This is a genomic window from Streptomyces stoeckheimensis, assembly GCF_045822005.1.
GTDB classification, from domain to species: domain Bacteria; phylum Actinomycetota; class Actinomycetes; order Streptomycetales; family Streptomycetaceae; genus Streptomyces; species Streptomyces stoeckheimensis.
Window position 1 is genome coordinate 579,281 of sequence record NZ_CP169550.1, and the last position, 14,476, is coordinate 593,756.

A 14,476-nucleotide genomic window follows, 5' to 3' on the forward strand; every position below is an offset into this window, starting at 1 on the left:
CTTGTCGGAGGTCAGGCCTTGTCGGAGGTCAGGTCTTGTCGGGCCGGTCCGTCACGCGCAGGGAGTTCAGCAGGGGTTTGCCGAAGCCGGTGTGGGTGACGAAGCGGACGTTCAGGATGCCGTCCGTGACCGTGACCGTGTAGGTGCGGGTCAGGGCCGTGTACGAGCCCGCCTCCAGGGCGATGTCCAGGGAGGGCAGTACTTGGGTGCCCTCCGCCAGAACGTCGAAGACGCGCTTGTTCGGCTTGATGGAGGAGAGCTCCGCGAAGCCCAGTTCCACGGTGTAGGTGCCGTTGGGGACGTTGTCGAAGCGGTACTCGTACATGCCCTCGCGGGCGTTGCGGAAGAGCTTCTGGTCGTCCGTGCCCGCGATCGTCCGGCTGGTGGACTGGGACGAGGCGTTGCCCTGGTAGCCGTACGAGCCCGTCGTGTACTTGCGGTCCGGGGACCAGCCGTCGCCCAGCGCGTCCGTGCTCGCGCCCGTGGATCCGGCGTCCAGGGCGACCTGGTAGCGCGGGACCACGAGCTTGACGGGAACCGTGAGCACCGGGGTGCGCCCGCTGGCCGAGGTGATCTTCAGGTCGGCCGTGAGCACGGCGCCGGGGGTCAGGCCCGTGGTGTCCACGGACAGGGTGAGCGGGGCCTTCCCGCCCGTCGGGAGGTCCCCGGAGCCGGGGGTCACCGTCAGCCAGGCCGCGTCCTCGGCCGCCGTGAAGGCCGTGCCGAGACCGGGGTTGGTGAGGTCGAGGGTGCGCGTCCGCTTCTGGCCCGGGGGCAGGACGATCTCCACCGCCGGCTTGGCCGGGGTCACCTTTCCGGTGCGCAGGGACCGGTTCACCACGGTGACGTCGGCCGCCTTGACGTCCACGGTCGCCGCCACCGGCTCGTACTGGGCCGCGGTCAGCGCGAGTTCCCGTGCGCCCGCGGCGCTCTGGACCACGTACCCGCCGTCGGCCGCCGTGACGGCGGAGACGGCCGTGGCGCCCGTGCCGATGGTCACGGTGGCTCCGGCGACGCCGTTGCCGTCGTTCGCGTCGAGCACCCGGCCCGCCACCACACCGCTCTTGGTGGTGCGGAAGGCGATGGACAGGCCGTCCGTGATGACCGGCGTGTTGAAGGAGTACTTGAAGGCGTCGGTGCCGGTCGCGTTCTCCACGCCGACCGTGGCGGTGGAGCCGGCCTTGATGCCGGTGCCGCCGGTGCCCTTGTAGGAGTAGCGCACGGTGCCGTCCTCGCCGACCGCCGCGGAGAAGGAGAACTTGTCGGACTGCGCCGACCAGTGCGAGACCTCGCGCCACTCGATGACGTAACTGCGGTGCGGCGCCGTGCCGGTGACCGAGGTGAAGACGCCGGAGCCGCTGCCGGCGGCGCCGACCACCAGGTCGTCCCAGAAGGGGTAGAGCGCGGCGTTGGGCGTGGCCGCGCTCGGGATGTCCCCGTTGATGTCGCCGGTGTTGTTCCCGCCGAAGCTGATCGTGCCGTTCGTGCCGATCCAGGCCTGCGCGTACGTCTTGCCGTACAGCGGCAGCGGGAAGGGCAGGTCGACGCGCTCGGTGGTGTTGTCGCCGGTCAGCGCGAGCTGCCGGTCCCCGGCCTGGTACGGGCTGCCGCTCGAGGCCGCGCAGGCGTATCCGTAGCCGTCGGTGCGTTCGGGGAGGTTCACCGCGACGGTGGTGTCCCCGGCGACGGTGACCTTGGCCGTGCCGCCGGTGAGGCAGCGCGAGGGGTGGGTGGCGCTCACGTCGTACGTGCCGTGCGGCAGGTTGACCTCGAAGCGGCCCTGGGCGTCGGTGGTCGCGGTCACCGGGGTCTCGGCGATGGTGACGGCGGCACCGGCCAGCGGGCCGGAGGCCGAGGAGACCGTGCCGGTGACCTTCCCGGAGGCGGCCTGGGTGAGGGTGAGGTCGCCGGTGGCGGTGGCGTTCTCGGTGACCGTCACGGTCGCGCCCTGTTGCCCGTAGCCGAACTTGGAGGCGGTCAGCGCGTAGTCGCCCACGGACAGGGAGGTGAAGCGGTACGTGCCGTCGGCCGCGGTGGTCGTCGTGCGGTCGATCGGGCCGTCCGCGACGATCTTCACGCCGGCGACCGGCTGCCCGCCGGCGGTCACGGTGCCGCCTAGGGCGCCGATCGCGCCGCGCGGCGCGGCGGTGATGGCGGCGAGCACGTCGAGCTTGCCCTCGCCGAAGACGTTGTTGTCGGCGGCGTTCCCGCCGCACTGGCTGCTGTCGGTGTCCAGCGCGGTGCCGTCGAGCAGGGCTTCGGTCTGCGCGATGTCGCCTTCGAGGGCGGGCGCGGCCGACCAGAGCAGGGCCACGGCCGCCGCGGTGTGCGGGGAGGCCATGGAGGTGCCGGAGAAGGACGCGTATCCGCCGCCGGGGACGGAGGAGCGCACGTTCACCCCGGGGGCGGCGATGTTCGGCTTGACGATTCCGCCGGGGCCCGCGCCGCGCGAGGAGAAGGAGGCGATGGCGCCGTTGATGTCGAAGGCGCCGGAGCTGTAGGAGCTCGCGTAGTCGCCGGGCGATCCGCTGGTGGCGCAGCCGGGTCCGGAGTTGCCGTTGGAGAAGGCCGGGAAGATGCCGGCGGCCCGCCAGGTGTCGACGATCTGCTGGTACCAGGTGTCTCCGCCGGGGCCGCCCCAGGAGTTGTTGACGATGTGCGGGGCCAGGTCGGGGCGCGGGTTCTGGCCGTTCAGGTCGGTCGGGGCGACGATCCACTGGCCCGCGGCGAGCAGCGAGGCCTCGGAGCAGGAGGTGGTCTCGCAGCCCTTGGCGGCGATCCACTTCGCTCGCGGGGCGACGCCGGTCTTGTTGGCGCCGCCGTCGTCACCGACCATCGTGCCCATGGTGTGGGTGCCGTGGTCGTTGTTGTCGCAGGGGGCCGCGGTGGGGCACACCCCGGCCGGGTCGAACCAGTTGTGGTTGTGGTCGTAGGACCCGTCCGCGCCCCTGCCACGGTACTGGGCGGCCACGGCCGGGTGCGTGTGGTCCACGCCGCTGTCGATGTTGGCGACGACGATGCCCTCACCGCGCACGCCGAGCTGGTCCCAGACCTGCGGTGCCTTGATCCGGTCGACGTTCCACTCGACGGCGTCGGCCGCCGTCTTCTCCCGGGTGCCCTCGGCGGGCTTCGCCAGGGCGATCTGGTCGTCGGCGTCGATCCGGGCGACCTCGGGGCGCTGGGCCAGGGCGGTGGCGAGCTTCTCGGTACCGACGACGCGGACCGCGTTGACGATCCAGTACGAGGTGTACTCGGCCTGCGTGCCCTCCAGGGCCTTGATCACCTCGGTCTGGCTGCGTGCGGCCTGCTCCTTCTTGAGCCGCAGCACCGTCTCGGCCTTCGCGGCGCGGGTCGGCTGCGCGGCCGCGGCGGTGAGGTCGGCGGCGCTGTCGAGGTAGACCCAGAAGACGGCCTTGGCGGAGCCGTCGAGCTGGGCCCGGAGGCTCGGCTCGATCTTGCGCTCGGCCGCGCCCGGGGTGGGGGCCGGATCGGGGGCGGCCGCGGCCACGCCCGCACCGAGGGGCAGGAGCAGGGCCGCGGTGAGGGCGGCGAGCCCTGCGCGCAGGGGTCGTAATCGTGCTCGGGAGGATCGTCGGGTGTCGCTTGGTGCCACGTGTGTCTCCTCGTGCGCCGTGTACAGAACGTGCGGAAAGGGTGTGCGTGACGTGCGCGGGCCATGGTGCGGGAGCTGTCATGACCCGTACAAGAGTGCCTAATGAGCCGTATCGCCACCGGCCGGGTGGCCGTTCCGGGCCGCGCGGGCCAGCCTGGGGGAATGACCGCCCCCGCCCCGTCCCCCGCCCCCTCCCCCGGGGTGCGGCTCGGTACCGCGCAGGGCCGGTGGATCGTGCTGACCACCGTGCTCGGGTCCGCCATGGCGCTGCTCGACTCGACCGTGGTCAACGTGGCCCTGCCCGCCATCGGGCGGGATCTCGGCGCCGATCTCGCGGTGCTCCAGTGGACGGTCAACGCCTACCTGCTGACCCTCGCGGGTCTGATCCTGGTGGGCGGCGCGCTCGGGGACCGGTTCGGGCGTCGCCGGATCTTCGTGCTCGGGGTGGTGTGGTTCGCGGTGGGCTCCCTGCTGTGCGGGATCGCGCCGAACGCCGGGGTGCTCATCGCCGCCCGCGCCCTGCAGGGGATCGGCGGGGCGCTGCTGACGCCCGGTTCCCTCGCGCTGATCCAGGGCTCGATCCATCCCGACGACCGGGCCCGCGCGGTGGGGCTGTGGTCGGGGTTCGGCGGGGTGGGCGCGGCCGTGGGGCCGTTCCTGGGCGGCTGGCTGGTGGACGGGCCGGGCTGGCGCTGGGTGTTCCTGCTGAACGTGCCGGTGGCCGCGCTCTGTGTCCCGGTCGCGCTGCGGCACGTACCGGAATCGCGGGATCCGGCGGCGCACGGGCGGTTCGACGTGGCGGGGGCGGTGCTGGGGGCGGCCTCGCTCGCGCTGCTGACCTACGCTCTCATCGAGGCCCGGTCGGGCACCGCGCTGGTGGCGGGTGCCGCCGTGGGCGGCGTCCTGCTGGCCGGGGTGTTCGTGGTGGTCGAGCGGCGGCGGGCCGATCCGATGGTGCCCCCGGACATCTTCTCCTCGCGCCGGTTCACCGCCGTCAACCTGGTCACCCTGTGCGTGTACGCGGCCTTCGGCGGGTTCTTCTTCCTCGTGGTGCTCCAGCTCCAGGTGGTGTCCGGCTACTCCGCCCTGGGCGCCGGGGCCGCCCTGCTGCCCACCACGGCCCTGATGCTGCTGCTGTCGGCCCGGTCGGCGCAGCTCGGGGAGCGGATCGGCCCGCGGATCCCGCTGACCGTCGGGCCGCTGCTGTGCGCGGCGGGGATGCTGCTGATGCTGCGGGTGGGCCCGGAGGCCTCGTACGTACGGGACGTGCTGCCGGCGCTGCTCGTGATGGGCCTGGGCATGGCGGCCCTGGTGGCACCTCTGACGGCGACCGTCCTGTCCTCGGTGGATCCGGGGCGGGCGGGCCTGGCCAGCGGCATCAACAACGCGGCCGCACGCGCCGCCGGGCTCCTCGCGGTGGCCGCGCTGCCGCTGCTGGCCGGGATGGGGCCGGACGCGTACCTCTCGGCCGGTGCCTTCGACGCGGCCTTCGGGCGGGCGATGTACTGGTGCGCGGGGGTGCTGGTGGTCGGGGCCGCCGTGGCCTGGGCGACCGTACGCTCCCCCGTGCCCGGGGCCTGTCACCCGCAGTGCCGTACGAACTGCGCGGTGACCGCTCCGCCGCTCGAACCCCCGGGAGCGGCGGAGCGGTGACCCCCGTCGGCCGGCCGGCCTCTACCAGGGGCTCGGCGCGGGCGGGGCGACGACCGGCGGGCGGTCGTCGCAGGTGATGGTGTTGGGCAGTTCCCAGCCGGCCAGCCAGGGGCCCGTGGTGCCGCCGCCGTCGTTGCCGCCGCGGTCGACGAGGGTGAACTCCGATCCGGTGGCGGGGAAGTTGAAGGAGCCGCAGTTGTTGACGCCGACGGCCCCGACGTTCCGGGCGTCGACGTTCTCGAAGCTCGCCGAGCCGGCCACCCGCGCGCTGACCACGGAGGTGCCGGTGCCGTCGACGCGGACGTCCTTGAAGTGGACGTTCTCGATGCGCACCTTGTCCTTCACCGGCCAGTCGCTGACCAGCATGATCGCGTTGTAGGTGCTGTCGAGGAAGGAGTTCCCGGTGACCTGGATGTCGGCCTGGTCGATGCTGCGGTCCAGGGCGTAGAACCAGATCGCACCGAGCCCGATGTTCCAGTTCAGTTCGTACGTGCCGGAGCGCACGGTGGTGTTGCCGTCGATCCGCAGGCTGCCGGTGAAGGGTTCGGCTCCGAAGCGGGAGCCGACGTGCAGGGCGCTGCCCTCGCGGACCGGGTCGGCCACGAGGTTGGCGGTGACGGTGGTGTCGGCGCCTCCGTAGATCGCGATGCCGTTGGCCAGCGTGGGGCTCTGCACGGTGTTGTGGTCGAAGGTGTTGCGGGCGTTGGTGGTCTTCTCGGCCCACATCGCGAGGCCGTCGTCGCCCGTGTTGCGGACGAAGTTGTCCTGGACGAGGGAGTCGGTGACTCCGGTGTGGAAGTTCAGGCCGTCGGCGATCTGGTCGGTGATGACGTTGCGGGTGACCTTCACGTTGCTCATCGGGCCGTCGAACCAGAGGCCGACCTTGGTGTGGTGGATGTAGAGGGAGTCGATGGTGGAGTCGCTCATCGCGCCGCCGACTCCGTTGACCTGGTCGGTGTCCACGCGTTCGCGGACGTCGCCCTCGATGGCGAAGCGGGAGAGGTGGACGCCCCGGCTGCCGCCGTCCGCGGCCTCCCTGCCGTAGAAGCCGACGCCCTTGCCCTTGACGGTGGTGTACCAGCTGCCGGCGCCGGTGATGGTGACGCCGTCCACGATGATGTGGCGGCTGACCTGGTAGGTGCCCGGCGGCAGGTAGACGGGGAGCCGGTGGCGCTTGGCGAAGGCGATGGCCCGGTCGATGGCGTCGGCGGAGTCGCGGCGGCCCGTCGGGTCCGCGCCGAAGAGGAGGGCGTTCGCGGCGGCCGCTTCCACGTGCGGGGCGCCGACGCGCTGCGAGTCGAGCAGGTCGATGACCGTCCAGGCGGCGGGACTCCCGGCCGGGACGGTGAGCCGGACCTTGTCGCCCGCCCGGTAGGTGCGGCCCAGGAGCAGGCGCTGCTCGTCGTACATGTGGGTGGGCCGGAAGGGCTTGGCGATGACCGGGGCCGGGGTGGTGGCCGCCGGGACGCAGCCGCACTCGGTGATCCACCAGTCGGGGTGCAGGAGGCCGGCTTGCGGGTCGTTGCTGAAGGGGTACTGGTTGTACAGCCAGGAGTACTGCGAGGTCAGCGTCATCGAGCGGCGGTTCTTGCCGTTGACGGTGACGTCGAGCGGGGCGGTGATGCCGCCACCGGCGGGGGCGTCGGGAAGGCTGTAGCGGACGGTGACGGCGTCGGCCGCCGCGGGCAGGGTGAACTCCACGTACTGGCCCGGCGTCAGCTTCACCGCCTTGCGGCCGGAGGCCTCGGCGGGCAGGGAGTACGCGGTGCGGTCGGGACCGATGACGGTGCCGGAGGTGGCCGCGTTCTCCGCCTCCTGCTCGGCGAAGTCCACCCGGGCGCCGCGGCCCTCGGCCAGTGCGGGGTCGAGGGCCGCCCGGGTGACGGCCGTGGGCGCCGCGGGATCCGCGGCGGCGGGCAGGGCCTCGGCCGCGCCCGCACCCAGGGCGCCGAAGCCGAGGGCGGACGCGGTGAGCGCCGCCAGGACGGCGGCGGCGCGTGCGGCGGCGACCCGGGCGGGGACGGCTCTTCTGCTTGGTGCGCCGGCTGCTGCTCGGCTCGCGGCTCGGATTGCGGCTCGACTTGCGGCTCTTCTTGGGGGCATGGCCGGGACAGTAAGACCCCGCACGGAAACACGGCAAGAGTCGTGCAGAATTCTTCTTCTTCCTGTCGAGTTTTTCCAATGATCCGTGGTGTGGCAGACGTCTACGCCTAGGCCTACCGTGGGATCGGGAGGGCCTCATGTGCTGGAGCGCGACGGCCGATCTGACGGCGGGCACGGTCATCACCGCCGTCGGGATCGCCTGCCTGGCCCGGACCCGCCGCCCCCGGGACCTGCCGGTCGCGGCGCTCCCGCTGATCCTGGGTGCGCACCAGCTGATCGAGGCCGCCGTCTGGCGCTCCGGCGGCGGCTGCGGCCCGGCCACGACCGCCTGGGCGGCGATCGCCCTCCCGCTGCTGCCCGTATGGGTGCCGCTCGGGGTGCTGCTCGCCGCCGCGCCCGAGCTCAGGCCCCGGCTGCGCCTGCCGGCCGCCGCCGGACTCGCCACCGGCGCGTACCTCGCGTACTGCCTGGCGACCCGTCCGGTGAGCGCCGAAGTCCGCGGCCACACCCTCGGGTACGAGGTGAACGTCCCGTGGATGCCGCTGGTCCTGGCGGGCTATCTGTTCGCCACGCTCGGCGCCCTGCTCCTCTCGGGGGACGGCCGCCTGCGCCTCCTCGGCTTCCTCCTGGCGGCCGGGGCCCTCGCCTGCACCGCGCTGTGGAGGCTGGAGTTCGCCTCCACCTGGTGCGCCTTCGCCGCGGCCGCCTCGACGCTGATCCTGGTCTGGACCGGCGGTCGCGCGCGTTCCCCTTCTGTACGCGAGGGCGCCCGGCGGGGTGCGCCGAACCTGTAACACCGGCCCGGACGCGGAACAGGAGCACCTGCCGAAGGTAAAAAGATTCGCGCGCCGATCACGGGCCCACCTTGCGCTTTGTCGCTTTTCGGCCCCGGAGCCCGCGGGATGCAGCCACGACGGAGTGGCTGGGTGCGCCGAGGACCCCGCCACCCAGGGGCGGCGCGGCATCCCGCCACGCGTTCGACTTCTGACGTGGTGGATTCGAGCGGACGCGCCTCGGCCGCGGGGCGCTCCCCGCGACCGTTTCCGTCACTGCGGGATGACCGGCCATGCACGTTCGGTGGTCGTTCCCAGCGTCCGATGGGACTTTCGACGCCCTCACGCGGGCCCCGGACCGGCATCGCCCACGGCCACCGCCGGCGAAAGACGCCTTGACGTATCTAGTGACTTCGCAAGCACTCGGCAGTAGAACTCGTTCTCATTCCGCCTAGAGTGAGGAAGCTCACATGAGCGACAAAGGCCTGCACAAAACGAACCAGAACGGCGTCTCCCGTCGAGGATTTCTCGGTAGAACGGGTTCCATCCTGGGAGCAATGGCCCTTGCGGGTCAGATCGCCCCGTCTCAGGCCCAGGCCGCCACGGCCGGCGCGGCCGCCGCCGGCCCGATCGACAACGGAGCGCACGTACCGGCCCTCGTGATCGGTACCGGGTACGGCGGTTCCGTCGCCGCCCTGCGGCTCGCCCAGGCCGGCGTCGACGTCCACATGATCGAAATGGGCATGGCCTGGGACACCCCGGGCTCGGACGGCAAGATCTTCTGCAACACGACCACCCCGGACTACCGCGCGTACTGGCTCCGCACCAAGACCAAGGCGCCGCTGAGCAACTTCCTCGGCTTCCCCATCGACAAGGCCGTCCCGCGCTACACCGGCATCCTGGACGCCGAGGAGATGGGCGGGATCATCGTCTACCAGGGCCGCGGCGTGGGCGGCGGCTCGCTGGTCAACGGCGGCATGGCGGTCACCCCGAAGCGCGCGAACTTCGGCGCCGTCCTGCCGACCGTGAACGCGGACGAGATGTACGACACCTACTACCCGCGCGCCAACGCGGGCCTCGGGGTCAGCCTGATCGACCCGGCCTGGTTCGAAAGCGTCGACTGTTACCAGTTCTCCCGAGTGGGCCGCAAGCACGCCCAGCGGGCCGGGTTCCCCTTCGTCTTCGTCCCGGACGTGTACGACTGGGACTACATGAAGCAGGAAGCGGCCGGGACCGTCCCCAAGTCCGCCGTCGCCGGTGAGATCCTCTACGGCAACAACGCCGGCAAGAAGTCCCTCCAGCAGACCTACATCGCCCAGGCCAAGGCCACCGGCAAGGTCACCATCTCGCCGCTGCACAAGGTGACTTCGGTCTCCCCGGCCTCCGGCGGCGGGTACACCGTCGTCATCGACCAGATCAACACCACCGGCGACACCGTGGGCACCAAGACCGTCGTCGCGGACAAGGTGTTCTTCGCGGCCGGCAGCGTCGGCACCAGCAAGCTGCTCGTCCGGCTCAAGGCCACCGGCGCCCTGCCCAACCTGAACAACGAGATCGGCAAGGGCTGGGGCGACAACGGCAACGTCATGTGCGGCCGCGCGAACCACATGTGGGACGCGACCGGCAAGGTGCAGGCTTCCATCCCCTGCGGCGGCATCGACAACTGGGACGCGGGCGGCGCGTTCGCCGAGGTGGCACCGCTGCCGACCGGCATCGAGACGTACGCCTCGTTCTACCTGTCGATCACGAAGAACCCGAACCGCGCGGAGTTCTCGTACAACGCCTCGACGGGCGGGGTCGAGCTGAACTGGCAGACGGCCTGGAAGGCGCCGTCCATCGCCATGGCGAAGACCATCTTCGACAAGATCAACTCGAAGGAGGGGACGATCTACCGGACCGACCTCTTCGGCACCAACAAGATCTGGGGCGACCACCTCACCTACCACCCCCTCGGCGGCGCGGTCCTGGACAAGGCCACCGACAACTACGGCCGTCTGCACGGCTACACCGGCCTGTACGTCATCGACGGCGCGCTGATCCCCGGCAACACCAGCGTCAACCCGTTCGTCACCATCACGGCGCTCGCCGAGCGCAACATCGAGAAGATCATCGCCACCGACATGTAAGGGCGGCGGACAGCACGAAGGCCGGGGCCGTCGGATTCTCCGACGGCCCCGGACCCGTGTGCGCACCGCACGCGCTCCGCGCTCGGCGGCGCGCGCTCAGTGGCCCGGCAGCACGCAGACGCTGTCGAGGCCGAGCACGTGGTTGAGCCGGCCGAAGGCCAGCCAGGAGCCGATGCTCATCGTCAGCTCCACGATCTCCACCTGGCTGTAGCGGGCCGTCATCCGCTCCCAGAAATCCTCGTCCAAGCCGTGGTGGTCCAGGCAGTACCGCTCCGCGTACTCCGCCGCGAGCCGGGTGCGCTCGTCGAAGCGGTCCGTGGTGCGCCACTCGGTGACGGCCTCGGGGAACTCGTCCTCGACCGTCTCCCCGTCCCGGTCGGTGCGCCAGTCCAGGCAGAAGATGCAGCCGTTGATCTGCGCGACGCGCAGCCGCGCCGCCTCGAACTCCCGCAGCCCCAGGGTGGTGTGGGCGTACACCGACAGGGAGAAGTTGGCGGCGGCCATGCCGATGCCGGGGACCAGATCGCCCCACACGTACTCGATGGGGTGCTGGCCTTCGGGGATGTCGATCCTCATGACAGTTTCCTTCCGAGTTTGCCGACGGCGGGGCGCAGGGGGACGTCCAGGGCGTCGTAGAGCCCCGGTTCGGCCTCCACCAGCCAGTCGATGGCCCCGACGAGGCGCCCGACGGCGGTGGCGTTGCCTCCGGCGGAGCGGTTCTCGCCCTCGTCGGTGGCCTCGATGGTGACCTCGATGTGCGGGCGGCCCTCGATGATCACCCGGTGGGCGCCGTCCCCGCCGTCGGGCGGGGTCGGCCAGTCGGGGGCGCAGGAGGCGTGGATGCGGGTGACGTGCTCGATGACGATGCGGGGTTCGCCCTCGACGATCCCCTGCACCTCGAAGCGGATGGCGCCCTGGGTGCCTCCCGCGAACTCCCCCATCGTGCGCGTGGTGACGGTGGTGTCGAGGGCGCGGCGCTCCACGGTCTCGCGCATGTCGTCGAGTTCGACGCCCAGGGCACGGGCCATCATCCGGATCTGCCCGCCCCACACCATGGTCGGGATGGACGGCATGAGCATCATCGGCTCGTAGTCCATGGGCTGGCCCATGCCGATGAGGTAGCGGACGGAGTCCGGCTGGTCGTAGGTGGAGTAGTCGAAGATCTCCTGGCAGCGGATCACGTCGATCCGGGTGCCGAGCCCGCTGACCAGCAGCGGGAGCACGTCGTTGCCCCAGCCGGGGTCGACGCCCGAGGCGAAGAGCGAACCGCCTCCCTCCGCGACCGCGGCGGTCACCGGATCGAGGAACTCCGGTGGGGCGCTGCGGTAGTCGTAGAGCGGATAGAGGGCGGGGCTCACGACGACGGCGCCGGAGCGGATCGCCCGGGTGATGTCGGCGAGCGCGTCGTCGGGGCGGATGTCGCCGGACGCCGCGTAGACGACCGCCTGCGGACGGGCCGCGAGGACGGCCTCGATGTCGTCGGTGGCCGCGACGCCCGTCTCGTAGTCGAGTTCGCCGAGTTCACCGGCGTCGCGGCCGACCTTTTCTGGATTGTGGACGATGACGGCGGCCAACTTCAGCGCCGGATGGGCCTCTACGGCACGGATGGCCAAACGGCCGACGTTGCCGGTACCCCAGACAACCGTGGAAATCATGCGCGGAGGGTAGCTTCAGGACCTGTAGGTTCCTAGAGCCGTGTACGGAAATTCCGGCCCGCTGTCACTGGTTTTGCGCACCCAGCACGAAGAGCAGGTAGACGAAGAACGCGAACAAGTGGCCGACGAACAAATAGGCGATGAGCCGGATGATGAGACCGCGCGGGAACTTCGACTGCTGCGCCTGCTTCGTGTCCTGCGCCTGCGTGTCCTGTGCCTGCGTGTCCTGTGTATCGGGCATGGCGTACGGCTCCTCGCCTATCGGTGGTGTGTGGTCGTGCCGGTGCCGCCGCCGAGGCACAGACCGGCGAGGCTGCTCTGCAGCAGGGTGTGAACGAACAGCAGCTCCGCCCCGGCGGTCGAAGCCGCGCCGATCCGGTGCGCGGTGAGCGAGTCGAAGTGGGCGCTGTCCCCGGGCTCCAGCAGGTACTCGGTCTCCCCCAGGTGCAGCCGCAGCCGCCCCTGCAGCACGTACAGCCACTCCTCCCCCGGATGTACGCGGACCAGCTCGCCCTGGCTGCGGCCGTAGGGGACGTGCACGCGCAGCGCCTGCATCCCGCGGCCGGAGCCGCCGGCCTGCCAGTAGGTCCAGCCGTCCGCCTCGCGGGCGCCCGGGCCGCCGGCCCGTACGATGGGATCGGCTACGGCCGGGGTCTCCCCGAGCAGCTCCGAGACCGTCGTGCCGTAGGTGCGGGCGAGCCCGAGCAGCAACGGCAGCGAGGGCTGGCGGCGGCCGGTCTCCAGCCGCGACAGGTGCGCCGGTGAGAGCCGGGCCCGAGCGGCGGCGGCCTCCAGGGTGAGCCCGGCCCGGCGGCGCAGATCGCGCAGCTGCGGGGCCACGGTGGGCAGCTCGGCGTCGGGGGCGGTGGCGCCGGGGGCAGGGTCGGCCGCTTCGTCGGGGCCGGGGGCAGGACCGGTTGTCATGCCCCGATTGAGTCAGATACTTACCTCCCTGGCAATCCGCTTTGCCTCTGAGGTAAATCGCCCCCTCTCTCTTACGTCGCGCCGAGCACCGTCTCCACCGTGTCGGCGTCCTGTGCCCGCTTGTCCGGGCGGTGGCGCAGGACGCGCGCGAAGCGCAGGGCGACCCCGGCCGGGTAGCGCGGGGAGCGCTGCAGGCCGTCGTAGGCGATCTCCACCACCAGTTCGGGGCGCACCCGGACCGTGTAGCCGTCGTCCTCGACCGCGAGTTCGCCGAGCCGCTCGGTCTGCCAGCGCAGCATCTCGTCGGTGAGTCCCTTGAAGGTCTTGCCGAGCATCGCGTAGCCGCCGTCGGCGGTCCGGGCGCCCAGGTGCAGATTGGACAGGAGGCCGGTGCGCCGGCCGTGGCCCCGTTCGACGGCGAGCACCACCAGGTCGAGGGTGTGCACCGGTTTCACCTTGAGCCAGTGTTTCCCGCGCCGGCCGGCCGCGTAGACGGAGTCGAGGGCCTTGAGCATCACGCCCTCGTGGCCCCGGCTCAGGGTCCGCGTCCAGAACTCCTCCGCCTCGGCGGCCTGCGCCGCCGGGTCCTCGACCACGAGCCGGCCGACCCGGAACTCCTCCGGCACCAGGGCGGTGAGCTCCGCGTACCGTTCGCGCACCGGCAGGTCGAGGAGCACGCGGTCCCCCGCCACCAGCACGTCGAAGAAGTAGGGGACGACCGGAAGGGTCCGCCGGGCGGCCTCCACGTCGGTGCGGGAGCCGACCCGGCTCGCCACCTCCTGGAACGGCACCGGGCGCCCGTCCGCCGCGGAGCGTCCGATGACCTCCCCGTCGAGGATGAACCGGTCCCCCGCAAAGGACCGGGCCAGCTCGGCCACTTCCGGCAGCCGGCCGGTGATCTCGTCGAGGGAACGCGTGTACACCCGTACGTGGTCCCCCTCGCGGTGGACCTGCACACGGATCCCGTCGAGCTTCTCCTCCACCGCACACGGCCCGAGCGCGGCCAGTGCCTCGGCCACCGACTTGGCGGTGTTCGCCAGCATCGGCTGGACGGGCTGCCCCACGCGCAGCGTGACCTCGCGCAGGGCCGCCGCCCCCTCGGCGAGCACGGCCGCCGCCACCCGGGGCAGGGAGCCGTCGAGCATCGCGGCCCGGCGCAGGGCGGCGGCGGGCACCCCGGCCGCGGCGGCGACCCCGTCCAGGGCCACGGCGTCGAGCGCGCCCTGGCGCACCTCCCCGCCGAGCAGGCTGCGCAGGAACCGCTGCTCGGCCTCGGTGGCCGCACCGAGCAGTGCGTCCAGGATCCGGCGGCGTTCGGCCTGGGCGCCGGCCCCGGCGACGGCGGCGAACCGGGTCACGGCCTCGTCGACGGCCGTCACGGTCAGGGTCGGTTCCGCAGCCGGCGGCGTCTCCTGGGCCAGCGCCCGCCAGCCGATCCCGGGGCGTCCCTGCGGGAGCCGCCCCGCGAGGTACGAGACCACGAGCGCAGCCTCCTCGGCGGGCGCGGCGGCGAACAGCTCCGCGAGCAGGGCGGTCTTCCCCGACCGGGCGGAGGTCTCACCGACCTCCCGGGACACGCGCGCGACCTCGGCGAGCAGCATGCGGCCATCCTCCCGCCGGACGCCGACC

The 14,476-nt window shown here is 72.0% G+C and carries 10 protein-coding genes and 2 pseudogenes; 3 read left to right on the plus strand and 9 right to left on the minus strand.

Annotation, left to right across the window (positions count from 1 at the left end; translation table 11 throughout):
* Positions 1 to 28: 28 nt before the first annotated feature.
* From ACE1OC_RS02620 to ACE1OC_RS02630, 3 genes and pseudogenes are all read right to left on the minus strand, one after another.
* Complete coding sequence (locus ACE1OC_RS02620) at positions 29 to 625, minus strand: malectin domain-containing carbohydrate-binding protein (protein ID WP_407841465.1); 597 nt, start codon at positions 623 to 625, stop codon at positions 29 to 31.
* A 15-nt stretch (positions 626 to 640) separates the two neighbouring features.
* Positions 641 to 703 (minus strand): annotated as a pseudogene (locus tag ACE1OC_RS02625) (hypothetical protein); the annotation flags it as partial.
* Between the two features lie 132 nt (positions 704 to 835).
* Positions 836 to 3,613 (minus strand): annotated as a pseudogene (locus ACE1OC_RS02630) (S8 family serine peptidase); the annotation flags it as partial.
* A 162-nt stretch (positions 3,614 to 3,775) separates the two neighbouring features.
* Between ACE1OC_RS02630 and ACE1OC_RS02635 the strand changes: the two are divergent.
* Positions 3,776 to 5,266 carry an MFS transporter gene (locus ACE1OC_RS02635; protein WP_407835596.1) on the plus strand — a complete coding sequence of 497 codons (1,491 nt, stop codon included), beginning with the start codon at positions 3,776 to 3,778 and terminating at the stop codon, positions 5,264 to 5,266.
* A gap of 21 nt (positions 5,267 to 5,287) precedes the next feature.
* On the opposite strand, the gene ACE1OC_RS02640 is transcribed toward ACE1OC_RS02635, so the two are convergent.
* Entirely contained in the window at positions 5,288 to 7,369 is a 2,082-nt protein-coding gene (locus ACE1OC_RS02640; protein WP_407835597.1) for a glycosyl hydrolase family 28-related protein, read from the minus strand.
* 137 nt (positions 7,370 to 7,506) lie between these two features.
* Here ACE1OC_RS02640 and ACE1OC_RS02645 point away from each other — a divergent pair, with 137 nt between their 5' ends.
* On the plus strand, positions 7,507 to 8,163 hold the full coding sequence (locus ACE1OC_RS02645) for a DUF6629 family protein (RefSeq protein ID WP_407835598.1): 657 nt from the start codon (positions 7,507 to 7,509) through the stop codon (positions 8,161 to 8,163).
* A gap of 449 nt (positions 8,164 to 8,612) precedes the next feature.
* Positions 8,613 to 10,268 (plus strand): GMC oxidoreductase, encoded by a 1,656-nt coding sequence (locus ACE1OC_RS02650; protein WP_407835599.1) that lies wholly within the window; start codon positions 8,613 to 8,615, stop codon positions 10,266 to 10,268.
* Positions 10,269 to 10,364: 96 nt separating this feature from the next.
* Here ACE1OC_RS02650 and ACE1OC_RS02655 read toward each other — a convergent pair whose 3' ends face one another.
* The 5 genes from ACE1OC_RS02655 to ACE1OC_RS02675 all read right to left on the minus strand — a co-directional run bounded on the left by ACE1OC_RS02655 (position 10,365) and on the right by ACE1OC_RS02675 (position 14,448).
* Positions 10,365 to 10,844, minus strand: coding sequence for a carboxymuconolactone decarboxylase family protein (locus tag ACE1OC_RS02655; RefSeq protein ID WP_407835600.1), 480 nt, complete (start codon positions 10,842 to 10,844; stop codon positions 10,365 to 10,367).
* Positions 10,841 to 11,923 (minus strand): dihydrodipicolinate reductase, encoded by a 1,083-nt coding sequence (locus ACE1OC_RS02660; RefSeq protein ID WP_407835601.1) that lies wholly within the window; start codon positions 11,921 to 11,923, stop codon positions 10,841 to 10,843. The genes ACE1OC_RS02655 and ACE1OC_RS02660 overlap by 4 nt, the downstream gene beginning before the upstream one ends.
* Before the next feature lie 64 nt (positions 11,924 to 11,987).
* On the minus strand, positions 11,988 to 12,164 hold the full coding sequence (locus ACE1OC_RS02665) for a DUF6126 family protein (protein ID WP_407835602.1): 177 nt from the start codon (positions 12,162 to 12,164) through the stop codon (positions 11,988 to 11,990).
* Between the two features lie 17 nt (positions 12,165 to 12,181).
* Positions 12,182 to 12,847 (minus strand): helix-turn-helix domain-containing protein, encoded by a 666-nt coding sequence (locus ACE1OC_RS02670; protein WP_407835603.1) that lies wholly within the window; start codon positions 12,845 to 12,847, stop codon positions 12,182 to 12,184.
* Between the two features lie 71 nt (positions 12,848 to 12,918).
* Positions 12,919 to 14,448: an ATP-dependent DNA ligase gene (locus ACE1OC_RS02675; protein ID WP_407835604.1), complete on the minus strand. Its 1,530-nt coding sequence runs from the start codon at positions 14,446 to 14,448 to the stop codon at positions 12,919 to 12,921.
* Between the last annotated feature and the right edge of the window lie 28 nt (positions 14,449 to 14,476).